We start from the raw sequence: 26,388 nt of genomic DNA, 5'->3' as shown, positions 1-26,388 counted from the left end.
ATTAACTTAATCTTACATCTGAAACCGATGCTCCTGATGGAATCATTGGAAATACGTTATCTTCTTTTTCAACACGAACTTCTAAGAAATAAGACTCTTTTGAGGCCATCATTTCTTTTACAGCTTCTGCTAATTCATCTCTTTTTGTCACTTTTCTGGCTTTTATATAATAACCTTCTGCAATAGCAACAAAGTTTGGGTTAGTCATTTCGGTAGATGCGTAACGCTTATCAAAGAACAATTGTTGCCATTGACGTACCATACCTAGAAATTCGTTATTTAATACTACAATTTTAACAGCTGCTTTTTGCTGAAAAATGGTTCCTAACTCTTGGATATTCATTTGGTAACCACCATCACCAATAATAGCAACCACTTCGCGTTCTGGCGCTGCCATTTTTGCTCCAATTGCAGCAGGTAGCCCAAATCCCATAGTACCTAATCCGCCTGAAGTAATATTACTCTTTGATTGGTTAAATTCTGCATATCGACAAGCAATCATTTGATGTTGACCTACATCTGAAACAATAGCTGCCTTGCCTTCACTTTCAATATTTATTTGTTTTAAAACTTCGCCCATGGTCAATCCTTCTTTAGTTGGATTGAGATCGCCATTGATTACTTGTTCAAACTCAATAGCATATAAATCTTTAAATTCTTGTAACCATGAATCATGTGAGTTTTTGTTTAAGGCATCAAAAAGCATTGCTAAACTTTCTTTTGAATCTCCTAAAACAGCAACATCTGTTTTAACATTTTTATCAATCTCTGCTGGATCTATATCAAAATGAATAATTTTAGCTTGTTTAGCGTAAGCATCTAAACGTCCGGTAACACGGTCATCAAAACGCATGCCTATAGCAATAAGCACATCACATTCGTTAGTTAATTTATTAGGTGCATAATTACCATGCATACCAACCATTCCAATATTTAAAGGATGTGATGTTGGTATTGCCGAGGCACCTAAAATTGTCCAAGCTGCTGGAATACCTGCTTTTTCAATTACAGCCTTAAGTTCTACTTCAGCCTTTCCTAAAATAACGCCTTGCCCCCAAACAATCATTGGTTTTTTGGCATTATTAATTAATTCTGCTGCTGCATTAACAGATTCCTGACTTGTTTTTGGCACAGGATTATAACTTCTAATTCCTGTACATTTTTTATACTCAAAATCTAAGTCAGCTACCTGCGCATCTTTAGTAATATCAACTAACACAGGTCCTGGCCTTCCGCTTTTGGCAATATAAAATGCCTTAGCGATTGCACCTGGAATATCTTCTGCTTTTGTTACTTGACAGTTCCATTTAGTAACTGGCGTAGAAATACCAACAATATCGGTTTCTTGAAATGCATCACTTCCTAATAAATGAGAAAACACTTGACCAGTAATACAAACTAAAGGCGTAGAGTCTATTTGCGCATCTGCAATTCCTGTTATTAAATTAGTTGCTCCTGGACCTGATGTTGCCATAGCAACTCCAACTTTACCAGATATACGTGCATATCCTTGAGCTGCATGTGCGGCACCTTGTTCATGACGTGTTAAAACATGATGAATTTTATCTTGAAACTTATATAATTCATCATAAACGGGCATGATGGCTCCTCCTGGATATCCATAAAGAATATCAACTCCTTCGGCAATCAAACTTCTTACTACAGCTTCGCTACCCGATATACGTTGTTTTTTTACTGCCACTTCTTTTTTATTTGCGGTTTGTGTTTTCATACTCACAATCTTTAAAAATGAGATTCCCTTATCGAAGGAAATGACAAATATATTTATTTATTAAGCATCAGTTACACAGCCTTTTGACGCTGACGCTACCGATTTTGCATACTTATACAATATCCCTTTTTTGTGCTTTAAAGCTGGTTGCTCCCATTGTGCTTTTCTTTGAGCCAATTCTTCCTCAGATAGCAATACGTTAATAGAGTTATCTTCAGCGCTAATTTTAATTTTATCTCCTGTTTTTAATAAACCTATAGTTCCTCCAGATTGTGCTTCTGGGGTAATGTGTCCCACAACAAATCCGTGCGTTCCTCCAGAAAAACGACCATCTGTAATTAAAGCTACAGATTTTCCTAAGCCAGCACCCATAATTAATGATGTTGGTTTTAACATTTCTGGCATACCTGGACCACCTTTAGGGCCTACATATCTTATAACAACAACATCTCCTTTTTCTACTTCGCCATTTGAAATACCTGTATTTGCTGCTTGCTCACCATCATAAACAACAGCTTTACCTTCAAACAACAAGCCTTCATTACCAGATATTTTTGCTACTGCTCCTTCAGTAGCTAAATTTCCATAAAGAATTTGTAAGTTACCAGAAGATTTTAATGCTTTATCTTTTGGGTAAATAACATCTTGACTATCTGCTTCAAATGTAAGTGGCTCAACATCTGCTAAATTCTCTGCTAATGTTTTTCCGGTTACTGTTAAACAATCTCCATGTAAATAACCATTGTCTAACAAATATTTCATAACTGCTGGTGTTCCACCAACACCATGAACGTCTTCCATTAGGTACTTACCAGAAGGTTTTAAATCGGCTATTAAAGGTGTTCTATCACTTACACGTTGAAAATCTTCCAATGTAAATTCTATATCTGCAGCATGTGCAATTGCTAAAAAGTGTAATACAGCATTTGTAGAACCTCCTAAAGCATTAACCAATGCAATAGCATTTTCAATAGATTTTTTAGAGATAATATCTAAAGGTTTTAAATCTAATTCTAAAAGGTTTTTTATAGCTCTTGCTGTACGTTCGCTTTCTGATAATTTATTTGGATTTTCGGCAGGAATAGACGAGTTATATGGCAAAGCAAACCCCATGCATTCAATTGCAGAGGCCATAGTATTTGCAGTATACATACCCCCACAAGCTCCTGCTCCTGGAATGGCTCTTTTTATAATCTCTCTATATTCATCCTCATCAATTTCACCTGCTACTTTTTGACCTAAAGCCTCGAAAGCTGAAACGATGTTTAATTTTCTACCTTTATATTTTCCTGATGCTATTGTACCACCATACATCATAATTGACGGACGGTTTAAACGTAACATAGCAATAACGGCACCTGGCATATTTTTATCACAACCAACAACAGAAACAAGTGCATCATAACTTTGTGCATTCATTACAGTTTCAATAGAATCTGCAATAATATCACGAGATGCTAAAGAGTAATTCATACCCGAAGTTCCCATTGAAATTCCATCACTAACACCAATAGTATTGAATCCTAAACCAACCATATTAGCAATTTTACATTCAATTTTAACCTCAGCAGCTAAATTATTTAAGTGCATATTACATGGGTTTCCATCATAACCTGTACTAGCAATTCCCACCTGAGCCTTTTGCATATCTTCATCTGTTAAGCCTACGGCATATAACATGGCTTGAGATGCTGGTTGAGATTCGTCCTGTGTTAGCCTTTTACTATGTTTATTAAGTTCCTTCATATTTACTGCAAACAATTTTACTTTTTGCGTTATTTCAATTTTGTATTCTAAGTAATTTAAGATTTTTATTAAAAATTCTTCAATTCAACTTAATCAAGACGTCGAAATTAATTTATTAGCTTATTATATTATATAGTCTTTCATTTTTTAGGTTAAATCCACGACTACAAATATCAATTTAATATTCTGTATATCAGTATTTTAAGTTAATATTTTTATGATGTTCAAAATAAAAAAAAAGTTCATAAAAAAACCTTCCATTTTTAGGAAGTATATTAAAATCTATTTTAGTTTTAAAATACCCTTAAATTTATCACAATAACAAACAAAGAAATGATTTTTAAAATTTGGTTTTTCATATAGAATCACACGAATATTTACAAATAAAATTTAATGTTCAACTTATTATCGAAAAAAAGAAAAATCGCTGTACTTATTCTTTTATTTTTTTACTTTTGCGCAAACAAATAATAGAGGAAAGATTTGACTGATTGCAACCTCTTTACATTACAATTATTTTTAATGTAAACAAAAATGCTAAAGGCAGTGTAAACTTCCTTCGACGTTCTCGTCAAATCTTACCATTAAATAAAAAATATGGCTTATTTATTCACATCAGAAAGTGTTTCTGAAGGACATCCAGACAAGGTAGCAGACCAGATTAGTGATGCTTTAATTGATAATTTTTTGGCTTTTGATACAGAATCCAAAGTAGCTTGTGAAACCTTAGTAACAACAGGACAAGTTATACTTGCTGGCGAAGTTAAATCAACAACATATCTAGACGTTCAAAAAATAGCAAGAGATACAATAAACAAAATTGGTTATACCAAAGGCGAATATATGTTTGATGGTAATTCTTGCGGTGTTTTATCTGCTATTCACGAACAGTCTGAAGACATTAATCAAGGTGTAGATCGTGGTAGCAAAGAACAACAAGGCGCCGGAGACCAAGGGATGATGTTTGGTTATGCAACCAATGAAACCGAAAACTTTATGCCTTTAGCTTTAGATTTATCGCATAGAATTTTAATAGAACTTGCAGAATTACGTCGCGAAAATAAAGACATACCATATTTAAGACCAGACTCTAAGAGCCAGGTTACTATTGAATATAGCGATGATAATATACCTCAACGAATTGACGCTATTGTTGTATCTACGCAGCATGATGATTTTGATGAAGACGAAGCTATGCTTGCAAAAATTAGAAAAGACATTGTTGAAATTTTAATACCAAGAGTGGTAGCTAAACTTCCTGAATCTATCCAGAAATTATTTAATAACAATATTAAATACCACATAAACCCAACAGGAAAATTTGTTATAGGAGGCCCACATGGAGATACTGGTTTAACAGGGCGCAAAATTATTGTAGATACTTACGGCGGAAAAGGTGCCCATGGTGGTGGTGCATTTTCTGGAAAAGACCCTAGTAAAGTAGATAGAAGTGCAGCTTACGCTACAAGACATATTGCTAAAAACCTAGTTGCAGCTGGTGTTGCCGAAGAAATTTTAGTACAAGTAAGTTACGCTATTGGTGTTGTTGAGCCTATGGGAATTTTTGTAGACACTTACGGAACTTGCCCATTTAATTTAACCGATGGTGAAATTGCCGAAAAAGTAGCTAAAATTTTTGATATGCGCCCGTTTGCTATTGAAGAACGTTTAAAATTACGAGCGCCAATGTACAGCGAAACTGCTGCTTACGGACACATGGGACGTAAAAATGAAACCGTTACAAAATCGTTTTCGCAACCTAATGGCGAAAACGTAACCTTAGATGTTGAACTATTTACTTGGGAAAAACTTGATTATGTTGACAAAGTAAAAATGGCTTTTGGGTTGTAAACTTTAAGCTTACATAAATTTCATAAGGCCACTTTATTAAGTGGCCTTTTTTATTAAACGAACTTGACTTTGTCAGAAAATTTAGCTAATTTGCTCGACTTGAAAAAAATTGAAACAATTGTTTGTTTGAGAAACATTGTACCACATTATTAAACACGAAAATAATGTTAGTGCTAAATAAAACAACATGTTAAACACTTTGACTATTAAATCATGAAGGAGAAAATTAACAAAAACATTTCCAAGAGTTTTTCAAAAATGAAAAAGTTTATAGAAATGTGCGGTAGACATCCATTTGCAACCGGCCTTTTTGCTCTTTTAGGTATTGCTGGGTTATATCTATCCATTCATGGATTTATGGTTGATAGGGCCGAGTCTAAACAAACTACAGAGGATATTATTTCTATATCAGACTCATTATCTAAACTTAATGAAAATGTTATTTTATCAGATCCTGAGTTAAAAGATAAAAAGATTAAAGTGCCCATATATTTTGACATGCCTAATAGCTATATTGATAATATTGTTTTTAACGCATCGCTTATTGACATTAACAAAGAAATGACCTACCAAGAAGCTGAATCGACCATGCATAATATAATGGACACAAAAGATTACTCAACCTCTAATCCACTATATGCTTTTTCGGTTAGCTCAATTGCAAATAAAAATTTTGTACAAATAGCTCCATACTTACTCATAGATGTTTTTAAAGTTGAAAAAATAAGCGAGCAATTAGCAGGTTTTTATTTTGGAGAAAGAGGTGGTAGCGCTGTATTAAGAGAATTTAACGGAACTCTCTTTCCTAAAGAAGGAATACATATAGCTCCTATGATTAATTCTATGAAAGGTGGGTATGTTGAAAATGTTGACTATATTTCACTTGAACCTGGTGAAATAGAAGAGTTTTTACTTCAATTGAATTTTTTACCAAATTATTATTACGATTTTAAAATTGGAATCCAAATTAAATTTAATGGTGTTAGTTCAATTTATTGGCATACTGAAAAATTTCATCGAGGTGTCCCGATGGATAAAATCCCAATGATTGGGTTTGGTGACAAAAAATTCAAAACAAAATATCATCCAGATATCGAATGGGAAGTCAGTTCTAATGAAAACATGAAACATCTTATTGAAAGAATTAAAAAAGATAATATTGCATATAGACGCTCACGAGTTTTTAATCTAAGTATGGTTGATATTGACGGCCCAGTAGAGATTGATAAATAAACTAATATGGAGACTTAATTATTACAAAGACTCTTAGTTATTAAGTTTTAGAACTAAACATTTAACAACAACCTATATAATTCTTTATGTCCGATCCTTTTAAGATTTCTTGTATAATAAAAAAAATAGACTTGTCTTTTTTATTAAATTAGTATCTAAACTATTACATATAGCTGTAACTATTAATCGAGTTCTCCAAAAAGCCTTAACAATATGAAGATTTTAAAAATCCTTTTTATTATAATTTCGATTATTAGTACAAATAAAGGTATGTCTCAAAATATAACAGCACACCAATGGGAAAATCGAGTTTTATTAGTACTAACAGATAATGCCGATACTTGTACGTTTCAGAATCAAATTAAAGAATTACAAGAAAACGAAAACGGACTTAAAGACCGTAAACTTATTGTTTATCAAATAAAAGAAGATACTTTTTCAATAGGTTTAAAAAATGAGAAATGGCAGAATTCGTCAAAACTTTATAAAACATATAAATCAACAAACTCACCTTTTGAAGTTGTATTAATTGGCTTAGATGGTGGAATAAAATTAAGGCAAAACTATATACTAACGTGTAAAAAGTTATTTAAGACAATAGATGTTATGCCTATGCGAAAATCAGAATTAAAGCGTAAGGGAAATTAGTTTAAAAATAAAAGCCAAAACTACCCGTCACTCCAAACTTTCTAGCATCAGGATATAAAAGTTCGTCTTTATAATTTCCTCTAAAATTAAAGTCTATTCTAAACACTTTAAAAATATTACCAATACCTAGGCTATATTCATAATACGGCTCGTTTGATGGCGCCACCAACCTAATATTATTTGGATTACTTGGCACATTACTTAAAGCAACATTTTGATCTGTAATGCTTCCCATAACACCACGAACACTTACAATTTCTCGCAGATTTAATTTTCGTAAAAATGGTATTCTTGAAAATAGGCGACCGTTAAAATTATGTTCAAAATGAAAAGAGACATAGGTATCTGAAACGAACTCATAAAAATCAAGTTGAGAGAACGTATTATATATTGAAAAATACGATTGGTTTCCAGGAATAACACTTAATAAACCAAGCGGTACTTCGCCAAAGGTTTTACCAGCCTCAATAGTAGTATTCAACCTACCAAAACCACCCATTTGCCATGGTTGAGTATACGAAAACTGTACTTTAGTATAATCAAAATCACTATTAAAAATACTTTTATCACCGCGTGTTATTTGAGCAAATATTTGCGAATAATAATCATTTGCTATTCTACGCTCTACTCCAAATCCTGTCATTTTACGACCTGGATAATACGATACAGAAAAGTTTGTTTCAAATTGTTTTATTTCAGACTCTATACCTGTTGGTGTATTATAATCTAGACTAAAAGTTGGCGATGCCGACTCTAAAGTTCTGTAATTACCTCCTAACCTAAAAATAACATTGCGCCAAGGCTCTGCCTCAACTGCTAAACTGGTTAGATTTATACTGGTTAACTTATCATTAGTACTTGTTCCAATAACTGAAGACGATGCTAAACTTCTACCTAACACATCGGTACTGGTTGTTAAGCTAGCTCCTATTTGCTCTACATCGCGTCTATTACCTCCAGAAATTATTAGTCGACTCTTTTTATCAACCAACCATTTACCTGACATACCATATTTAAATTTATCATCTCTAAATCCGTATGCTAAAAACCCTTCTAATCGCCATATATCATTTGGGCCGAAATAAGTTCTTCCGCCGGTTCTTAAACGCAAACCTTCAACTTCATTAAAACCAAAAGTAGAAAAAACAGGACCATAATCTAATGGCAAAGTATTAAACTCAATATAACCCGAAGCTAAAATACTTCCTAGATTATAAAGACGTTTAAATTTTTTAACCGTTTTTAAAGTATCTAACATTTTATAGACACCTTGTTCATCTTTGTTTAATGCCTCTAGCCTATTTTCACCCCAAAAGGCATCATCTCTATTGTAAATGTCTTTATCAAAATTGTAAACTTCGGTTTCATAGAATTTTTTATCCTTTACAACATCAAACTTATAATTATTATATAAGGTGGTTCGCTTTCCGTATACACCACGAGATTTTTCTTTTTTATTAAAAGCAAAATCAGAGAGCATGTAATCTCTAGTTACAAGAAAAAGTGAGTCATTTAACACCTCAAACTCTTGCTCTATATAAATTTCTTTTACCCAATTTATATTAGCGCTTTTTGATGCTTGAAGATTAATTTCTTTAATAGCATACGTAGTATCGGCAACCCAAAAATCGCCCTTAAAGGTTAATTCGTTTTTTCGTCTTGGATAGTAAATAATATTGTAACACCATTTGTTATCAATAAACGAACTGTCTGACAACACATAATTATAGGTGCTAATTCCTGTTTTTGATAATGGACTTACAAAACTTTTGTCAAAAAATTTCAAGTAGTTATCATACACATTAAAATCTGAATATAAATCGTCTATAAAATCAATAATAATCTGATTATCACTAAAACCAGAATTTTTATTACCCAATAAATCTTCTTTAGTTTTATTAATTACATTATCTCCATAAACTTTTGATACTGCTTCATTTATAAATATGGGTAAATATGTTTTCCCTGTAACATTAGAGGTATCAACTTCTTCAAAAACAAATTCCATACCTTTAAATAGTTTACTTTTAATAAGTGTACTATCAATGGTATTTAAATCAAATTCTACTTTTTCGTATTTATCGTATTCATATTGTTTAAATTGCTTTAAACCATTACTACGCTTATTGGCCCATATTTTTCTAAGCAAATCAATTGCTGGATTATTCTTTTTAGATTGTTTTCCTGAAACGATTACTACGGCATCCAATTGTGCTGTTTCCTCTTTAAGAATGAATTTTAAATCATAATTCACCTTTTTTTCTAACGGAATTATTAGCGTTTCATAACCTATAAAACTTACAGTTAAAGCATCCCAAGTCTCATCAGACTCTAAATAGAATTTTCCGTTTTCATTAGTAATAGTTCCTTCTGTAGAACCTTTAAACACAACGTTTGCAAAAGATACTGGTTCGTTAAATTCATCAAACACAAAACCACTTACTTTAGTTTGTGCAAATGCGGAACAAAGTCCTAAATAGAAAAGGGCGAAAATTAATCTTATATTCATAATACAAAAAAACTTCATCAACAATCGTGCTAATGAAGTTTATATAACGTAAAAAAGGTTATTTTATTTATACATTACTTTTTTTACTGCTTTGATTACTTCTGTATAATCTGGCAACCATTCTTCCATTAAAACAGGCGAATAAGCTGCAGGTGTATCGGCAGTATTAATTCTAACAACTGGAGCATCTAAATAATCAAATGCTTCAGATTGTACTAAATAAGTAATCTCTGTTGCTACATTTCCAAATGGCCATGCTTCTTCTAAAACTACTAATCTGTTTGTTTTCTTTACAGACTCTACAATGGCTTTTCTATCCATTGGACGAACCGTACGTAAATCTATGATTTCACAAGAGATTCCTTCTTTTTCTAATTCATCAGCAGCCTTATAAGCTTCTTTTATAATTTTTCCAAAAGATACAATGGTTACATCAGTTCCTTCACGTTTAATATCAGCAACACCAATTGGTATAATATATTCACCTTCTGGCACTTCACCTTTATCACCATACATTTGCTCACTTTCCATAAAAATAACTGGATCGTCATCACGAATAGCAGCTTTCAACAATCCCTTTGCATCGTATGGGTTTGATGGCACAACCACTTTTAATCCTGGAGTGTTTGCAAACCAACTTTCGAATGCTTGTGAATGCGTTGCTCCTAATTGTCCTGCAGAACCTGTTGGCCCCCTAAAAACGATAGGACATTTAAACTGACCACCAGACATTTGACGAATTTTAGCTGCATTACTTATTATTTGATCAATACCAACTAAAGAAAAGTTAAAGGTCATATATTCTACAATAGGTCTATTACCTGTCATTGTAGAACCAACAGCAATACCTGCAAAACCTAGTTCTGCAATAGGTGTATCAATTACTCGTTTCGCACCAAACTCATCTAACATGCCTTTTGATGCCTTGTAAGCACCATTGTATTCTGCTACTTCCTCGCCCATTAAGTATACGCTTTCGTCTCTGCGCATTTCTTCGCTCATTGCTTCGCAAATAGCTTCTCTAAATTGAATTGTCTTCATTTATTGTGTATTGTTTCGAATAGCAAAAATAACAATAAATGAGTTACAGTCTTACAAGTTTTTTTAATATTTATTATGCGTGCATAGTAAATATTCAGAATTTTATAATTAACTTCGTAAACTGAAAAAAATAAGACATCTAAATTTATAATAAAATGAAAATATTAGTGTGTATAAGTCACGTGCCAGACACTACTTCTAAAATCAATTTTAGTGATAATGATACTAAATTTGATACTAATGGTGTGCAGTTTGTAATTAACCCAAATGATGAATTTGGTTTAACACGTGCCATGTGGTTTAAAGAAAAACAAGGTGCTTCTGTTGCTGTTATAAATGTTGGTGGTGCTGAAACCGAACCTACATTGCGTAAAGCTTTAGCAATAGGTGCCGACGAAGCTATAAGAGTTAACACAACTGCTACAGATGGTTTTTCTGTGGCAAAACAATTAGCAAACGTTATAAATACTGGTGGTTACGATTTAGTAATTGCTGGTCGTGAATCTATTGATTACAATGGTGGTATGGTTCCAGGTATGATTGCCGGATTAATTAATGCCAACTTTGTAAATAATTGTATTGGTTTAGAAGTTGATGGTACTTCTGTTAAAGCAACCAGAGAAATTGATGGCGGTAAAGAAACTGTTGCAACTTCTCTTCCTTTAGTAATTGGAGGCCAAAAAGGATTAGTTGAAGAAAGTGATTTACGAATTCCAAATATGAGAGGTATTATGATGGCTCGTAAAAAACCTTTAAATGTTGTAGAACCTATTGATGTTAATGCCGAAACGACTTCTGTCTCGTTTTTAAAACCAACTCCAAAAGGAGCCGTAACATTAGTATCTTCAGATAATTTAGACGAATTAGTAAGCTTGCTTCATAATGAAGCCAAAGTGATTTAAAAAAATAAAAATATGTCAGTTTTAGTATATACAGAATCAGAACAAGGTGCTTTTAAAAAAGCGGCTTTCGAAGTAGCTTCTTATGCAAAAGCGGTTGCTAATCAATTAGGAACTACAGTTACAGCAGTTGCTATAAATGCTAACGACACCACAAGCTTAGGTAATTATGGCGTCGATAAAGTGTTAAATATAACAAATACGCAACTTGGAAATTTTAATGCAAATGCTTATGCATCTGCTATTAAACAAGCAGCGGAAAAAGAAGATGTAAAAGTTGTTATTGTTAGCTCTAGTGCAGACAGTAAATATTTGGCTCCCCTATTAGCAATTGGTTTAAATGCCGGTTATGCTTCAAATGTTGTAGAAATACCTTCTAACACAAGTCCATTTACAGTAAAACGTACAGCTTTTACAAATAAAGCTTTTGAAAACACCCAAATTAATACCGATGTAAAAATTGTTGGTGTTTCAAATAATGCATTTGGTTTAGTTGAAAATACTAGTAGCGCTACTACAGAAGATTTCGATCCTTCAATTCCAGAACTTGGAGTAACTGTTGAGTCGGTTGACAAAGCTTCTGACAAAGTGACCATTGCTGATGCAGAAATAGTAGTATCAGCTGGTCGTGGACTAAAAGGCCCAGAAAATTGGGGTATGGTTGAAGAATTAGCCGATGTTTTAGGTGCTGCTACCGCATGCTCTAAACCTGTTTCAGATTTAGGTTGGAGACCACATAGCGAACACGTAGGACAAACAGGAAAACCTGTAGCATCAAATTTATATATAGCGATAGGAATTTCTGGTGCCATTCAACATTTAGCTGGAATTAATGCTTCAAAAGTAAAAGTAGTAATTAATACAGATCCTGAAGCTCCTTTCTTTAAAGCTGCTGATTATGGAGTGGTTGGTGATGCTTTTCAAGTGGTTCCAGAACTTATTGAAAAATTAAAAGCATTCAAAGCACAGCAATAATTTTGTGTAGTACTTAAGAACTGCTTAAATTAGCATTTTAACTTAATATGCCTTGTGCAGTTGGTTAAGTTCTAATTTAAGCAGTTCTTTGCGTTTTTAATAAATTATGAGTTTAGTAAGATTAAATATAAAAGGCATTTCTTATAGCCAAACACAAAATGGGGCTTATGCCTTAATTTTAAATGAAGTAGATGGCGATCGCAAATTGCCAATTGTTATTGGTGCTTTTGAAGCGCAGTCTATTGCTATTGCTTTAGAAAAGGAAATTAGCCCTCCAAGGCCATTAACACACGATTTATTCAAAAATTTTGCTGATAGATTTGATATTGTTGTCAAGCAAGTGATAATCCATAAACTAGTTGATGGAGTATTCTATTCTAGTTTAATTTGTGAACGCGATAAAATTGAGGAAATTATTGATGCCAGAACAAGTGATGCTATTGCCTTAGCATTACGCTTTCAAGCTCCTATTTTTACTTACAAAAACATACTTGACAAAGCAGGTATTTACTTAAAAGTGAATCCGAAAAAGGAAGATGAAGAAGATGAAACTCAAGATAGTATTTTAATGGATGAGTTAGTTGCTAATGAGTTGGAACCTAATGAGCCTAGTGAAAATTTTAAAGGTAAAACTTTAGAAGAACTTAAAACTTTACTTGAAGAAGCTGTTACAAATGAGGACTATGAAAAAGCAGCTCATATTCGTGATGAAATTTCAAAACGAGAATAACTTTTAAATTTTATTATGAAAAACCTGTTTTTACTCATTGTTGCTATATTATTATCTTTCACTACAACAAGTATAGCTCAAGATTTAAATAAAACAGTTGAAATTAATAACATAGAGACTGTTTCACAAACAGAAACTATTTTAATAGACTCGACTAACATTAATTTTTCAGAAACTGTAAAAACAGAGACTTCAGAAACTTCTTCTGTTAAAGAAGCTGAAAACACTATCATTCCTAGTCAAGGATTTTCAATTAATAGTTTATGGCGTGGTGTTCTTGGTATGATAACCTTAATATTTGTAGCCTTTCTTTTTAGTAGTAATAGAAAAGCTATTGATTGGAAAATTGTTGGAATTGGTTTAGCTTTTCAGTTGCTTATAGCCATTGGAGTATTAAAAGTTGAATTTATAAAGACCCTTTTTGAATTTATAGGTGGCTTATTTGTAAGTGTTTTAGACTTTACAAGAGCTGGTAGTAAATTCTTATTTGAAGGTTTAGTTGTAGATATGGATACTTTTGGGTTCATTTTTGCCTTTCAAGTATTGCCAACCATTATATTCTTCTCTGCACTTACTTCTGTATTATTTTATCTAGGTATTATCCAAAAAGTAGTAAAAGCTATGGCTTGGTTACTATCTAAAGCTTTAAAAATATCAGGAGCTGAAAGTTTAAGCGTTGCCGGAAACATTTTTTTAGGACAAACCGAAGCACCACTTTTAATAAAAGCCTATTTAGAGAAAATGAATAAGTCAGAGATGCTACTCGTTATGATTGGTGGTATGGCTACCGTTGCAGGTGCTGTACTTGCTGCATATATAGGCTTTCTTGGAGGCGATGATGCTGCATTAAGGTTGTTTTATGCTAAACATTTATTAGCTGCATCTGTAATGGCTGCTCCAGGTGCTATTGTAATATCTAAAATATTATATCCACAAACCGAAAACGTAAATACAGATGTATCTGTTTCTCAAGAAAAAATAGGATCAAATTTTTTAGATGCTATTGCTAACGGAACTACAGAAGGTTTAAAACTGGCGGTAAATGTTGGTGCTATGCTTTTAGTTTTTGTAGCATTTATAGCCATGTTTAATGGTATACTAGGCTGGGTTGGGGATGTTACAAGTATTAACGGTTGGATAGCTTCTAATACAACTTACGAGAATTTATCCATTGAGCTTATTTTAGGTTACGTTTTTGCTCCACTCATGTGGCTAATTGGTGTAGCCAAAGAAGATATGGCTTTAATGGGACAATTATTAGGTATTAAATTAGCCGCTAGTGAGTTTATTGGCTATATACAATTAAGAGATTTAAAAGATGTAACTAATTCTATACATCTAAATTATGAAAAATCTATAATTATGGCTACTTACATGCTTTGTGGATTTGCAAATTTTGCTTCTATTGGCATTCAAATTGGTGGAATTGGTTCTTTAGCACCAGGGCAACGTAAAACACTTTCAAAATTTGGTATGAAAGCACTTATTGGCGGAACTATAGCCTCATTAATTTCTGCAACTATAGCAGGGATGATAATAGGTTAATTAATTATTCCATTTGCTAGATTTTTATTTAAAAAGTTAATAACTTTTTAATATTATCATATTCAAATCTTAAAGTCTACCCATCATTTTTTTTAATTTCGTTTTCGCTGTTTTAAGTTCTTATTACAGCTAAAATTTAACTATTATCAAGATTCCTGCTTTCGCTGGAATAAGGCCTATGAAACAATATCACGACTTAGTAAAACACGTTTTAGAAAACGGAAATGAAAAAGGAGACCGAACAGGCACAGGAACAAAAAGCGTTTTTGGACATCAAATGCGATTTGATTTAAGTGAAGGTTTTCCAATGGTAACTACCAAGAAATTGCATTTAAAATCTATTGTTTATGAATTGCTTTGGTTTTTAAAAGGTGATACCAATACAAAATATCTTACTGAAAATGGTGTGCGTATTTGGAACGAATGGGCAGATGAGAATGGCGATTTAGGCCCTGTTTACGGTTACCAATGGCGCAACTGGAATGGTGATGAAATTGACCAAATTAAAGAAGTTATTGATGCATTAAAAAATAATCCTAATAGTCGTAGAATGCTAGTTTCCGCATGGAATCCTTCGGTATTACCTGACACTTCAAAGAGTTTTAGCGAGAATGTAGCAAATGGTAAAGCTGCGCTACCTCCATGCCATGCTTTTTTTCAATTTTATGTAGCTAATGGCAAACTATCTTGCCAGCTATATCAACGTAGTGCAGATATATTTTTAGGTGTACCGTTTAATATTGCTTCTTATGCTTTATTTACAATGATGATGGCACAAGTCTGTGGCTATGAAGCTGGAGAATTTATTCACACCTTTGGAGATGCACATATTTACAGTAACCATTATGAGCAATTAGAATTGCAATTATCAAGAGATATTCGCCCTTTACCAAAAATGATACTTAATCCTGATATTAAAGATATTTTTGATTTTGATTTTAAGGATTTCACATTGGTTGATTACAATCCGCACCCACATATTAAAGGAATAGTTGCTGTTTAAACTAATTATATTGAGAAACTCACTTTTAGCCGCCTTATTAATTTCTTCTAGCTTTCTATTAGCACAAGATGACAATGAAGTACCTTTTGCTATTGTAGAACAAGTACCTATTTATAAAGGATGTAACAAAAAACTTAGCAATATTGAATTAAAAAAATGTATGTCAAATGGTATTGCAAAACATTTAGTAAAAAACTTTAATATTAGCGTAGCAAAAGACTTAGGCTTACCAGACGGTAAAGTTAAAATCAATATTGTTTTTAAGGTTGATAAAAATGGAAAAATAAAAGATATTAAAGCAACCGGACCTCACCAAAAATTAGAAGAAGAGGCTTTCAGGGTTATTAATTTAATTCCAAAATTAACCAAGCCTGGGTATCAAAAAGGGAAACCAGTTACGGTGCCATATATGCTACCATTAGTTTTCAATATTGATAATTCTTTATATAAGAATAACCAAAAAAATAAGAAATAAAAAAAGCACCCGATTGAGGTGCTCTTTTAATAAGTTTATTCTAAAGTTATTATAAGTTTATAACACCGTTTTCTGCACCAGCAAAATCATTCCATGCATAAGCATCAGCAGCATCATCATTAACGTAAACACCGTCAACAACATACTTAAACTCATAAGAGTTTCCTGATTCTAAATCTACAGTTCCTTTAAATGTTCCGTTTTTTAATTTTTTAAGTGGTGCTTTTTTTGCATTCCAATCGTTAAAAGATCCAACAACAGATACTTTTTTTGCGTCTTCAGCTGGGATTGAAAAAGTTACTTTACAAACTGGTTTACTTTTTAAAAATTGTTTTTTAATGGCCATAATTATATGTTTTGAAATTTATTTTTATATTCTACAACAATGCAAATTTATAAACAAAATAAAACACGCAACTATTTAATACTCTTTACTTTTGAAAAATTATCAATTTGACAATATGTATTCTACAAAAAAATAAAGTAATCAATAATTTAGCATAAATATTATCTTATTAACAACTTAAAAATTACGTTTTATACTGATTATCAGGACATTTTGAAACTAAAACGTTTTCGGAAAGTTGCTTTTATTAAGTATTTCAATATTATATTTATAATTCACAAAAAGAGTTAACTTTACAGTCGTTATTTTAATAGTATGTTCGGAAAAAAGAAAACCACACCACAAATAGATAAAGACCAATTAGAGCTTATTGAAAATGCTCAAAAACGGATAAAACAAAAAAAACGTTTGTATGTACATTTTGTTTTATTTTTAATAGGTTGCGTGTTTTTAATTGTTGCAAATACAGTTTTAAACATTGCACCAGATTTTAAACCTTTTGGTAAGGAATGGTTTTTAAGCGCTATTATTTTATGGCTCTTTATATTTATATATCACTTTTTTAATGTTTTTATAACCCACAAGTTTATGGGTAAAACCTGGGAAAAAGATCAATTAGAAAAATTAGTAGCAAAACAACAAAACCGTATAGAAAAACTAAAAGCTGGTTTTGTAAAAGAGGAAACTGTTTTAGCCAAAAGTGAAGCTTACAATATAACTAAAACAGAATCTCAAAATACAGCCAAAAAATTAGGGCTTACCATTATTGTAGCGGCCGCAGAAAACGACGCTATTGGTTTAGGAAACAAACTAATATGGCATTTAAGTGATGATTTAAAACGTTTTAAATCATTAACGAACGGTCATCATATTATTATGGGGCGTAAAACTTTTGAAAGTTTCCCAAAACCTTTACCTAATAGAACACATGTTGTAATAACACGACAAAAAGATTATAAAGCTCCAGATGGTGTTATTATAGTTCATAGTTTAGAAGATGCTATTGATGCTTCAAAAAGTGATTCACAACCTTTTATTATTGGAGGTGGACAAATTTATAAACAAGCTATGGCTATTGCAGATAAAATTGAATTGACTCGTGTTCACGAAAATTTTGATGCTGATACATATTTTCCAAAAATAGATGCTGCTATTTGGAAAGAAGCTGCTAATACTTTTCATAAAAAAGATGAAAACCATAACCATGAGTTTTCTTTTTTGACTTATATAAGGAAATAGTATCTTATTGATTTAGTAAATAAATAGCCGAATAAGTATAATGCTTGATAAAAAATCATACACCGTTTTTATCAATAGAATATTGTGTCTCATTGTGAAAATGTAAATTAGCGGTAAATAACACATATAAAAACTATTAAAAAATAGAATGTTTTTTAACTCCATAGATTTTGCAATATTTTTACCTGTAGTTTTTTTTCTTTATTGGTTTATAACAAACAAAAACCTTAAACTTCAAAACGTTTTAATTGTTATTTCTAGTTATGTTTTTTATGGTTGGTGGGATTGGCGCTTTTTGTTTTTAATCCTATTTAGTACCATTGTTGACTATTTTGTTGGTTTGAGTCTTGCAAAAGAAAAAATCAAAACGAAACGAAAAGCATTACTTTGTACAAGTATTTTAGTAAATCTAGGCTTTCTGGGATTTTTTAAATATTACAATTTTTTTATTGAAAATTTCACAACTGCTTTTTCCTTTTTTGGAAAAGAAATTCAACCCAATTCATTAAATATTATTCTACCAGTAGGGATAAGTTTTTACACTTTTCAAACCTTAAGTTACTCTATAGACGTTTACAAAAGAAAATTGCAACCAACTAGAGATTTTATAGTATTTGCATCATTCGTTAGCTTCTTTCCGCAATTAGTTGCGGGCCCAATTGAAAGAGCAACAAATTTATTACCACAATTTTACAAGAAGCGATATTTTAATTACAGCCAAGCAATTGATGGAATGCGGCAAATACTTTGGGGTTTATTCAAAAAGATTGTAATCGCAGATAATTGTGCTCAATATGCTAATATCATTTTTAATAACTCATCAGATTATTCAGGAAGTACACTTGTTTTAGGAGCTATATTTTTCTCATTTCAGATATATGGGGATTTTTCTGGGTATTCGGATATCGCAATTGGAGTTTCGCGATTATTTGGTTTTAATCTAAAGCAAAATTTTGCTTTCCCATACTTTTCAAGGGATATCGCAGAATTTTGGAGACGTTGGCATATCTCACTTTCAACTTGGTTTAGGGATTATTTATATATTCCTTTAGGTGGCAGTCGAGGCGGGACTTGGAATAAAATAAGAAACATTATGCTAATTTTTATTGTTAGCGGCTTTTGGCATGGTGCAAATTGGACTTTTATTATTTGGGGCCTATTAAATGCCATTTATTTTTTACCTCTTATTTTAACCAATAACAACCGAAATAATTTAGAAATTGTAGCTAAAGGCAACTACTTGCCAACCATAAAAGAGTTTGCATCAATGATACTAACATTTGGCTTTACAGCTTTTGCTTGGATATTTTTTAGAGCAGAAAATATAAGACATGCAATAAATTATATTACTGAAATATTTTCGAAATCATTATTAACCTTTCCTGTATTTGATAAAGATGACTATGTAAAACCACTATTTCTATTAATTTTAATATTCATAATAATTGAGTGGTTTGGTAGAGAACAACAATATGCTATTGCGCGATTAAGTCTTCTTAGATACAAATTATTTCGTTATGCGTTCTACAATATAATTATTTTCATAATATTTTGGTTTAGTGGAGAACAACAAGAGTTTATTTATTTTCAATTCTAATTATGAAAAAATATATATTTAACACCTCTCTTTTTGCTCTACAAATACTTTTTTTAATGTTTGTAACTGATTATTTTATATCATACAACCTTAAAAAAAATCACCAATCTCCTGGAGAAATAGAGGTATGGAATGATATTTATGATGAAAATATTGATGTTGATATTGCAATTTATGGCTCCTCTCGTGCTTGGGTTCATATAGATCCTAGTGTATTAGAAGATTCATTACATTTAAAAGCCTACAATTTTGGAATAGATGGTCATAATTTCTGGTTGCAATATTTAAGGCATAAAGAATATATAAAACATAACAACCTACCAAAAACTATCTTATTATCACTTGATGTTTTTAGTTTACAAAAGCGCGAAAACTTGTATGGTCTTGATCAATTTTTACCCTATATGCTATGGAACAAAAATATTATAAAATATACGTCATCTTATAATGGTTTTACATTCAAAGATTATTATCTCCCATTATTAAGGTACCATGGTGAAATTAGAAAAATTCAAAAAACAATAAGTTTAGAACAAAATGAGGATATTGATATTACTTATAGACAAAATGGATTTAGAGGTATGGAAAAGGAATGGAATAATGATCTATCTAAAGCAAAACTTAAAATGTCTCAATATAAAATTGATCTTGACTCAACTTCTATTAATTTATTTAATCAATTCCTTACTGAATGTAAAGAAAATAATATAGAAGTAATCTTGGTTTATACACCAGAATTTATTGATGGACAAAAATTTGTAGAGAACAGAGATGAAATTATTGAGATTTATAAAGACTTTACTATAAAACACAAGCTACTTTTTCTCGATTATTCTAATCACGAATTATCTTATAAAAAAGAATATTTTTATAACTCATTGCATTTAAATAAAAAAGGAGCTGACATATTCACAAAAGAACTAAGTTTTGAGATAAAAACAAAAGAACACATAAATGGTTATAAAAAAATAATTAATTGAAAAATTTTAAATATTCTTTAAACCCCACTTTTTTTATTATAAATAAGAAACAAACCTGTTAAGGAATCTTTTTTTCAAAACTCCTGTTACAATTTTCTGTAATTTTGCAAAATGGTAAAAGAAATACAACTTCGTATTACATTAAAAGAAGAAGAGCAATCCGGTATTTTAATTTTAAAATCTGCAATAAAACTTGATATTGATAGAAATGATATTTCTGGAGTTAAAGTACTCAGAAAATCTATTGATGCCAGGAAATCTAAAATAATTATCAATTACAAAGTCGCAGTTTATATAAATGAAGACTTACCAGAAACATCAGAATATACTTTTAATTACCAAGACGTATCAAAAGCAAAACCTATACATATTATTGGTTTTGGCCCTGCCGGTATGTACGCCGCATTACGCTGTATAGAACTTGGATTTAAACCTATAGTTTTAGAGCGCGGTAAGAATGTACAAGATAGACGAAGAGACTTAAAAGCTATAAATCAAGACCATTTTGTAAACGAAGATTCAAATTATTGTTTTGGTGAAGGTGGTGCAGGTACTTATAGTGATGGTAAATTATACACTCGAAGTTTAAAACGAGGCGATGTGCGTCGTATTTTCGAAAACCTAGTTTATCATGGCGCAACAGATCAAATTTTAGTTGATGCACACCCACATATAGGCACAAATAAATTACCCAAAGTAGTTCAGAATATTCGAGAAACTATTTTAAAATATGGAGGCGAAATTCATTTTGAAACTCGAGTTATAGATTTTGTTTTAAAAGACAACAATATAAAAGCCATTCAACTTAAAAACGGTAATGAATTAACTGTAGAAAAAGTAATTCTAGCCACAGGACATTCTGCGCGAGATATTTTTTATTTACTTCACAAAAAGGAAGTCACCATAGAAGCCAAATCCTTTGCTATGGGTGTTCGTATTGAGCATCCTCAACATATAATAGACTCCATACAGTATCATTGTACTGGTTCGCGTCCAGAGATACTTCCTGCCGCTTCATACGGTTTGGTAGAGCAGGTAAAAGACCGAGGTGTATATTCCTTTTGTATGTGTCCAGGTGGTTTTATAGTGCCTGCAGCTACAGCCAATGGCGAAGTTGTTGTTAATGGGATGTCACCATCAAAACGAAATAATTTATACGCCAACTCGGGTATTGTAGTAGAAATTGATGTTAACAAAGATTTACCAAAATATGAACAATTTGGTGCTTTAAAAGGCTTAGAATATCAAAAAAACTTAGAACGATTAGCATTTACAGCAGGTGGTAGAAGCCAAACAGCACCTGCCCAAAGATTAACCGATTTTGTTGAGGGTAAATTATCTACTAATTTAAACGACTGCTCCTATCAACCAGGACTAAAATCTGCACCTCTACACTCTTTACTCCCTAAATTTATTGGTGGAAGATTAAGAAAAGGATTTGAAGCCTTTGGCAGAAAAATGAAAGGTTATTACACCGAAGAAGCAAATATTGTTGGTGTAGAATCTAGAACCTCTTCACCAGTTTCTATACCTAGAAATGACAAATTACAACACACTCAAATTTCTAATTTATACCCTTGTGGCGAAGGTGGTGGTTATGCTGGTGGTATCGTTTCGGCAGCTATGGATGGAGAGCGTTGTGCCGAAGCAGCAACTAATAATCTATAGTTATAATTTTATTGTTATTTTAGCCACTCAAAAATAACTTACATGAAAGCATATATATTTCCAGGTCAAGGTGCACAATTTTCAGGAATGGGTCTAGACCTTTACGAAAACTCACCTTTAGCTCAAGGTCTATTTGAGCAAGCTAATGATATTTTAGGTTTTAACATCACAGACACTATGTTTGAAGGTACTGCTGAAGACTTAAAGGAAACTAAAGTAACACAGCCTGCAATATTTTTACATTCGGTAATTTTAGCCAAAACATTAGGTGATAGTTTTAAACCTGATATGGTTGCAGGACATTCTCTTGGTGAGTTTTCTGCATTAGTTGCCAATGGTGCTTTAAATTTTGAAGATGGATTAAAATTAGTTTCTCAACGTGCTTTAGCTATGCAAAAGGCTTGCGAGCTACAACCTAGTACTATGGCTGCTGTTTTAGGACTTGAAGATGATATTGTAGAAAAAATATGTGCATTAACAGAAGGTATTGTTGTTGCTGCAAATTACAACTGCCCTGGACAATTAGTTATTTCTGGTGAAGTTGAGGCTATTAATAAAGCCTGCGAAGCCTTAAAAGAAGAAGGTGCGCGTCGTGCTTTGGTATTACCTGTTGGTGGCGCATTTCATTCACCATTAATGGAACCTGCTCGCGAAGAACTAGCTGCAGCCATAGAAAACACAACTTTTAGCAAACCAAATTGCCCGATTTATCAAAATGTAACGGCTAACGCTGTTTTAGATGAAACTGCTATAAAAGCGAATTTAATTTCTCAATTAACAGCTCCTGTACGTTGGACTCAATCTGTTCAACAAATGATTGCAGATGGTGCTACATTATTTACCGAAGTAGGCCCTGGTAAAGTTTTACAAGGGTTAGTTAAAAAGATTAATAGAGCATCTGAAACTGCCTCTGCAACTTTTGAAAGTAATAGCTAAATGAAGTTAACTAAACGCTCCATCTATATACTTTTAGTTATTGTTTTAACTATAGCAGTTGATCAAATTTCCAAAGTAATAGTAAGAGAGCATATAACCCTTAGAACAAACATTAATCCGGGCGAACGCATACCACTAATTGGAGATGCCTTTGTTTTAATGAATGTTGAGAATACTGGTGCCTTTTTAGGTATGGGTAGTGAATTAAATGAAACGCTTAGAATTATTCTTTTACTTATTTTACCAATATTGGTTTTAGGGTATGTACTTCGTTATATTTTTAAAGACAAATCTTTAGACAATTGGTCGCTTTTTGCTTTTGCAAGTATTATTGGTGGAGGAATCGCTAATGTTTTTGATAGAATAGCCTTTGGAAAGGTAACCGATTTCTTGTTTATTGATTTAGGTGGCGTTTTTAGAACAGGGATATTTAATCTTGCAGACTTATCGGTTACTACCGGAATGATTATTTTACTTATTGCAAGCTTCAAAAAGAAAAAAATATAAAACAATAAAAAACTCGAAGCTTTTAAAGACTTCGAGTTTTTGTGGTTTTCTGGTTAGTTTATATTATACTTAATGTTCATCTTCTAAAAAACCAGTACGTTTATATCCTTCGATGTGATATATTGATCCAGGATCATCTGAAAACTCAATATCAAACGAAATAAAATCTACAGATTGATTTGTCCCACTACTTACGGTTCCATTTTTTTGAATTACTCCATTAGTAACAGAAACAGTAATTTCATAATCGTCAACCTTACTTTCTAAATTCGAACCCGAAAATGTTAAATCAGTTAAATTTACTGGTATAGCAGAATTAAAAGCCCATATATGTTCATGATCAGACATTTGTATTTCTGTTCCATCATCGGCAGCGGTGTTTGATGTAGTTATTACTTCATAATCTACAACCATATTACCTCCTATAAAAGTCTGAACATACCAATCGCCAGACATTTCAATAACTGATGATTTTTCTAAATTTAATTCTTCAAAACCTTCATCATCATTACAAGCACTAAATGCAGTCATTAAAATTATTACTAATATATAATTGAATATTTTTTTCATGATTTTTATAATTTTTCAAATTAATCTTTAATAAAACTACGCGTAAAAATTCCACAACACCCTATAAAGGTGTTTAGTGTGATATCTTGTCCACCAACTATTGCGCCTCCAGAACCTGCAACATCTGTTGGGTCTGCTACAATATCCCCAAAACGACTTGATTGTCTTGGAATTATTACTTCTGTATCAGAAACATGCGCAATGAGTGCATTAATTTTATTGGTTGGTAAAATATCATCGGCTTGATAAAAACCATCTACAACCTTAGTTAAGGTCATTACATGAGCCGAATTTGTATCTCTTGTATAACTTCCGCTTAAATCTGCATTTGCTATTGCATCAGGGTTGTCTGCCACAATAACATATCGAAAAGATGTTCCATCAAAACCATCAACATTAGTAGCCGAATAATCTAATTTATACAAACCAACTTGATCTGTATTTACAGTACCTGTAGTGATTAATGGTAATTCACTATCGCCTGCCAAGGCTTTTACACCTGTATCGGTATAGGCAACACCTTTTTGAACTAAAAGATACTGTCCGCCCTCTATTTCAAAAGTAGGAAAAAATGTTATTTCTGATGGAATAGGTTTTTCTTCACTACATGAGGCAAAAAATGCTAATGAGAATACTATTGCCACTATTTTTATAAATTTATTTTTCATTATTTAAATATTTTAAGTTAAAAACTAACTATTTCTGATCCCACCATACTTTTTCGGTAATGGACGTTTTTTGTGTAATATTAGGATTCTTTGAAGTTTCTGTATCTGGATAAAAAATTGTATTTGGTGTTTGACCACCAGTTAATACAGAGCCTACTGAAACCACAAAATTCCCAATTGTATAATCTTCATCACCTAAAGAAACTGTTTCTGGGTATAATGTTCTATTGGACTCAAAAAACCCTTCAATGTTGTTAACATAAGCTAATGATACCCATTTTTGAATCATAACTTGTCTTACAGCTGTTTCAATATCTGGTGAAGCTACATATTCGTATGCACCACCCACGCCTGTTAAAGTTGTTGCTAATCCTGCATCTAAACCATATGTTATAAAAGAATTAGAAACACCAGCATCGTATTTACTTTTAGCACCAGTTCCGTTTGAATATCTTATTAAAGCCTCTGCTTGTAAAAAGTTACTTTCTGAAACGGTTAAAAAATATACTGGTGTTGTGGCTATAACATTTGGCCTTGAAAAATCAGATGCCACCTCGGTTGTATAATTCCCTCGATCACCTTGATCTATTGCTCTAAAAATCCCATCGTCGTTTGTTCTATAAATTGCAGCTTCTCTTGGGTCTGCATTAGCTTCTAAAAATTGAAGAAGCGAATTACTGGCAATATTATTTACATCACCTAAACGATCAATCTGAACATCATAGAACGGATTTGCTTTATTTTCTGCATCTTCATAAAGTGCAAAGCTAGCATCAGAAGTGATAAAATTATTATCTAAAAGTAACGCATTAACAGCTGAAGCATTTGCTTGACTTGTATAAGCCATTCTCATGTATAACTTTAGTTTAAGAGTATTACCAAACTTTATCCAATCATCCATATTAGCGTTATAAATAGCATCTTGAGCACCTACATTTGAATTAACAGGGTTATTATTGTACTTACTAAGAGCTGCATTAATTTCATCGATTAAGCCATTATAAATATCACCACCAAAATCAACATTAGGTGTAATATTAGCAGACCCTAATAAGGCCTCAGAAAAAGGTATATCACCATATAAATCTGTTAATACTTGAAAAGTATATGCGCGAATTAAAGACGCAATTAAAAAAGATCCTGTATCCCCTTCCTCTTCAGATTTTTCAAGAACATAGTTTAAATCATTTAAACACCCTGCCCACAACTCATTCCAGAGTCTATCAGAAAAATCAATATTCATGTTGTAAGTATCAATATTTAAATATTGACTTGCACTAGGTGGTTGTGTGTGATATTGTGCTAAAAACCCACCTAAATTTGCTAACTGTCCTCCCATTCCTGTTGCTAAAGAACCTTGTGCTGCAGTTAACACAAAACTTTTATCAACATTTACAGGGGTATTAGGATTATCGTTAATATCTAATTTCCCCTCACAAGATGTTATGAGTAATAAGAAAAAAAGAGCTGTTAATATATTTTTCATTTTT

The 26,388-nt window shown here is 32.1% G+C and carries 23 protein-coding genes; 15 read left to right on the top strand and 8 right to left on the bottom strand.

Annotated elements, in window-relative coordinates:
- Position 1: 1 nt before the first annotated feature.
- Together ilvB and ilvD are read right to left on the bottom strand one after the other, a co-directional pair.
- Positions 2-1,732 carry a biosynthetic-type acetolactate synthase large subunit gene (ilvB, locus tag Q0842_RS06230; protein ID WP_298495602.1) on the bottom strand — a complete coding sequence of 577 codons (1,731 nt, stop codon included), beginning with the start codon at positions 1,730-1,732 and terminating at the stop codon, positions 2-4.
- 60 nt (positions 1,733-1,792) lie between these two features.
- Positions 1,793-3,478: a dihydroxy-acid dehydratase gene (gene ilvD / locus Q0842_RS06225; RefSeq protein ID WP_298495600.1), complete on the bottom strand. Its 1,686-nt coding sequence runs from the start codon at positions 3,476-3,478 to the stop codon at positions 1,793-1,795.
- Between the two features lie 597 nt (positions 3,479-4,075).
- On the opposite strand from ilvD, the gene metK reads away from it, so the two are divergent.
- From metK to Q0842_RS06210, 3 genes are all read left to right on the top strand, one after another.
- Positions 4,076-5,329 (top strand): methionine adenosyltransferase, encoded by a 1,254-nt coding sequence (metK, locus tag Q0842_RS06220; RefSeq protein WP_298495598.1) that lies wholly within the window; start codon positions 4,076-4,078, stop codon positions 5,327-5,329.
- Between the two features lie 258 nt (positions 5,330-5,587).
- The gene (locus Q0842_RS06215) at positions 5,588-6,562 is read left to right on the top strand and encodes a hypothetical protein (protein ID WP_298495596.1); all 975 of its coding nucleotides are present in this window, start codon (positions 5,588-5,590) and stop codon (positions 6,560-6,562) included.
- A gap of 213 nt (positions 6,563-6,775) precedes the next feature.
- Positions 6,776-7,210 carry a DUF4174 domain-containing protein gene (locus tag Q0842_RS06210; protein WP_298495593.1) on the top strand — a complete coding sequence of 145 codons (435 nt, stop codon included), beginning with the start codon at positions 6,776-6,778 and terminating at the stop codon, positions 7,208-7,210.
- Position 7,211: 1 nt separating this feature from the next.
- Here the strand turns inward: Q0842_RS06210 and Q0842_RS06205 are convergent, their stop codons facing one another.
- Complete coding sequence (locus tag Q0842_RS06205) at positions 7,212-9,719, bottom strand: DUF5686 family protein (protein WP_298495590.1); 2,508 nt, start codon at positions 9,717-9,719, stop codon at positions 7,212-7,214.
- 63 nt (positions 9,720-9,782) lie between these two features.
- A complete protein-coding gene (locus tag Q0842_RS06200) occupies positions 9,783-10,760 on the bottom strand; it encodes a pyruvate dehydrogenase complex E1 component subunit beta (RefSeq protein ID WP_298495587.1) in 978 nt (325 codons plus the stop codon).
- A 155-nt stretch (positions 10,761-10,915) separates the two neighbouring features.
- Here Q0842_RS06200 and Q0842_RS06195 point away from each other — a divergent pair, with 155 nt between their 5' ends.
- The 6 genes from Q0842_RS06195 to Q0842_RS06170 all read left to right on the top strand — a co-directional run bounded on the left by Q0842_RS06195 (position 10,916) and on the right by Q0842_RS06170 (position 16,387).
- A complete protein-coding gene (locus tag Q0842_RS06195; protein ID WP_298495583.1) occupies positions 10,916-11,662 on the top strand; it encodes an electron transfer flavoprotein subunit beta/FixA family protein in 747 nt (248 codons plus the stop codon).
- Between the two features lie 12 nt (positions 11,663-11,674).
- Positions 11,675-12,634 (top strand): electron transfer flavoprotein subunit alpha/FixB family protein, encoded by a 960-nt coding sequence (locus Q0842_RS06190; RefSeq protein ID WP_298495581.1) that lies wholly within the window; start codon positions 11,675-11,677, stop codon positions 12,632-12,634.
- A gap of 106 nt (positions 12,635-12,740) precedes the next feature.
- Positions 12,741-13,364 (top strand): bifunctional nuclease family protein, encoded by a 624-nt coding sequence (locus Q0842_RS06185; RefSeq protein WP_298495579.1) that lies wholly within the window; start codon positions 12,741-12,743, stop codon positions 13,362-13,364.
- A gap of 15 nt (positions 13,365-13,379) precedes the next feature.
- Positions 13,380-14,909, top strand: coding sequence for a nucleoside transporter C-terminal domain-containing protein (locus tag Q0842_RS06180; protein WP_298495576.1), 1,530 nt, complete (start codon positions 13,380-13,382; stop codon positions 14,907-14,909).
- A 178-nt stretch (positions 14,910-15,087) separates the two neighbouring features.
- Positions 15,088-15,912: a thymidylate synthase gene (locus tag Q0842_RS06175; RefSeq protein ID WP_298495573.1), complete on the top strand. Its 825-nt coding sequence runs from the start codon at positions 15,088-15,090 to the stop codon at positions 15,910-15,912.
- 10 nt (positions 15,913-15,922) lie between these two features.
- Positions 15,923-16,387 (top strand): energy transducer TonB, encoded by a 465-nt coding sequence (locus tag Q0842_RS06170; protein ID WP_298495571.1) that lies wholly within the window; start codon positions 15,923-15,925, stop codon positions 16,385-16,387.
- A 49-nt stretch (positions 16,388-16,436) separates the two neighbouring features.
- Here the strand turns inward: Q0842_RS06170 and Q0842_RS06165 are convergent, their stop codons facing one another.
- Positions 16,437-16,733 (bottom strand): isoamylase early set domain-containing protein, encoded by a 297-nt coding sequence (locus Q0842_RS06165; RefSeq protein WP_298495569.1) that lies wholly within the window; start codon positions 16,731-16,733, stop codon positions 16,437-16,439.
- 315 nt (positions 16,734-17,048) lie between these two features.
- Between Q0842_RS06165 and Q0842_RS06160 the strand changes: the two genes are divergently transcribed.
- From Q0842_RS06160 to lspA, 6 genes are all read left to right on the top strand, one after another.
- On the top strand, positions 17,049-17,972 hold the full coding sequence (locus Q0842_RS06160; protein ID WP_298495567.1) for a dihydrofolate reductase: 924 nt from the start codon (positions 17,049-17,051) through the stop codon (positions 17,970-17,972).
- Between the two features lie 148 nt (positions 17,973-18,120).
- Positions 18,121-19,569 (top strand): MBOAT family O-acyltransferase, encoded by a 1,449-nt coding sequence (locus Q0842_RS06155; protein ID WP_298495564.1) that lies wholly within the window; start codon positions 18,121-18,123, stop codon positions 19,567-19,569.
- 2 nt (positions 19,570-19,571) lie between these two features.
- Entirely contained in the window at positions 19,572-20,549 is a 978-nt protein-coding gene (locus tag Q0842_RS06150; RefSeq protein WP_298495562.1) for a hypothetical protein, read from the top strand.
- A 111-nt stretch (positions 20,550-20,660) separates the two neighbouring features.
- The gene (locus tag Q0842_RS06145) at positions 20,661-22,217 is read left to right on the top strand and encodes an NAD(P)/FAD-dependent oxidoreductase (RefSeq protein ID WP_298495560.1); all 1,557 of its coding nucleotides are present in this window, start codon (positions 20,661-20,663) and stop codon (positions 22,215-22,217) included.
- 42 nt (positions 22,218-22,259) lie between these two features.
- The gene (gene fabD / locus Q0842_RS06140) at positions 22,260-23,153 is read left to right on the top strand and encodes an ACP S-malonyltransferase (RefSeq protein ID WP_298495558.1); all 894 of its coding nucleotides are present in this window, start codon (positions 22,260-22,262) and stop codon (positions 23,151-23,153) included.
- Positions 23,154-23,660 carry a signal peptidase II gene (gene lspA / locus Q0842_RS06135; protein ID WP_298495555.1) on the top strand — a complete coding sequence of 169 codons (507 nt, stop codon included), beginning with the start codon at positions 23,154-23,156 and terminating at the stop codon, positions 23,658-23,660.
- 69 nt (positions 23,661-23,729) lie between these two features.
- On the opposite strand, the gene Q0842_RS06130 is transcribed toward lspA, so the two are convergent.
- From Q0842_RS06130 to Q0842_RS06120, 3 genes are read right to left on the bottom strand one after another with little or no spacing between them, the layout of a single operon-like run.
- On the bottom strand, positions 23,730-24,230 hold the full coding sequence (locus tag Q0842_RS06130) for a lipid-binding protein (RefSeq protein WP_298495552.1): 501 nt from the start codon (positions 24,228-24,230) through the stop codon (positions 23,730-23,732).
- A 20-nt stretch (positions 24,231-24,250) separates the two neighbouring features.
- Positions 24,251-24,898, bottom strand: a complete 648-nt coding sequence (locus Q0842_RS06125) for an immunoglobulin-like domain-containing protein (protein WP_298495550.1) — start codon at positions 24,896-24,898, stop codon at positions 24,251-24,253.
- A 28-nt stretch (positions 24,899-24,926) separates the two neighbouring features.
- Complete coding sequence (locus Q0842_RS06120) at positions 24,927-26,384, bottom strand: SusD/RagB family nutrient-binding outer membrane lipoprotein (RefSeq protein WP_298495547.1); 1,458 nt, start codon at positions 26,382-26,384, stop codon at positions 24,927-24,929.
- Between the last annotated feature and the right edge of the window lie 4 nt (positions 26,385-26,388).

This window comes from uncultured Algibacter sp. (assembly GCF_947495675.1).
Taxonomy (GTDB): Bacteria; Bacteroidota; Bacteroidia; order Flavobacteriales; family Flavobacteriaceae; genus Algibacter_B.
The sequence above is the reverse complement of the archived record's forward strand: the minus strand, read 5'-3'. Positions and strand labels throughout refer to the sequence as shown.

Coding starts and splice junctions, on each gene's coding strand:
- ilvB (WP_298495602.1), bottom strand. CDS start 1,732: ATGAAAACACAAACCGCAAATAAAAAAGAAGTGGCAGTAAAAAAACAA.
- ilvD (WP_298495600.1), bottom strand. CDS start 3,478: ATGAAGGAACTTAATAAACATAGTAAAAGGCTAACACAGGACGAATCT.
- metK (WP_298495598.1), top strand. CDS start 4,076: ATGGCTTATTTATTCACATCAGAAAGTGTTTCTGAAGGACATCCAGAC.
- Q0842_RS06215 (WP_298495596.1), top strand. CDS start 5,588: ATGAAAAAGTTTATAGAAATGTGCGGTAGACATCCATTTGCAACCGGC.
- Q0842_RS06210 (WP_298495593.1), top strand. CDS start 6,776: ATGAAGATTTTAAAAATCCTTTTTATTATAATTTCGATTATTAGTACA.
- Q0842_RS06205 (WP_298495590.1), bottom strand. CDS start 9,719: ATGAATATAAGATTAATTTTCGCCCTTTTCTATTTAGGACTTTGTTCC.
- Q0842_RS06200 (WP_298495587.1), bottom strand. CDS start 10,760: ATGAAGACAATTCAATTTAGAGAAGCTATTTGCGAAGCAATGAGCGAA.
- Q0842_RS06195 (WP_298495583.1), top strand. CDS start 10,916: ATGAAAATATTAGTGTGTATAAGTCACGTGCCAGACACTACTTCTAAA.
- Q0842_RS06190 (WP_298495581.1), top strand. CDS start 11,675: ATGTCAGTTTTAGTATATACAGAATCAGAACAAGGTGCTTTTAAAAAA.
- Q0842_RS06185 (WP_298495579.1), top strand. CDS start 12,741: ATGAGTTTAGTAAGATTAAATATAAAAGGCATTTCTTATAGCCAAACA.
- Q0842_RS06180 (WP_298495576.1), top strand. CDS start 13,380: ATGAAAAACCTGTTTTTACTCATTGTTGCTATATTATTATCTTTCACT.
- Q0842_RS06175 (WP_298495573.1), top strand. CDS start 15,088: ATGAAACAATATCACGACTTAGTAAAACACGTTTTAGAAAACGGAAAT.
- Q0842_RS06165 (WP_298495569.1), bottom strand. CDS start 16,733: ATGGCCATTAAAAAACAATTTTTAAAAAGTAAACCAGTTTGTAAAGTA.
- Q0842_RS06160 (WP_298495567.1), top strand. CDS start 17,049: ATGTTCGGAAAAAAGAAAACCACACCACAAATAGATAAAGACCAATTA.
- Q0842_RS06155 (WP_298495564.1), top strand. CDS start 18,121: ATGTTTTTTAACTCCATAGATTTTGCAATATTTTTACCTGTAGTTTTT.
- Q0842_RS06150 (WP_298495562.1), top strand. CDS start 19,572: ATGAAAAAATATATATTTAACACCTCTCTTTTTGCTCTACAAATACTT.
- Q0842_RS06145 (WP_298495560.1), top strand. CDS start 20,661: ATGGTAAAAGAAATACAACTTCGTATTACATTAAAAGAAGAAGAGCAA.
- fabD (WP_298495558.1), top strand. CDS start 22,260: ATGAAAGCATATATATTTCCAGGTCAAGGTGCACAATTTTCAGGAATG.
- lspA (WP_298495555.1), top strand. CDS start 23,154: ATGAAGTTAACTAAACGCTCCATCTATATACTTTTAGTTATTGTTTTA.
- Q0842_RS06130 (WP_298495552.1), bottom strand. CDS start 24,230: ATGAAAAAAATATTCAATTATATATTAGTAATAATTTTAATGACTGCA.
- Q0842_RS06125 (WP_298495550.1), bottom strand. CDS start 24,898: ATGAAAAATAAATTTATAAAAATAGTGGCAATAGTATTCTCATTAGCA.
- Q0842_RS06120 (WP_298495547.1), bottom strand. CDS start 26,384: ATGAAAAATATATTAACAGCTCTTTTTTTCTTATTACTCATAACATCT.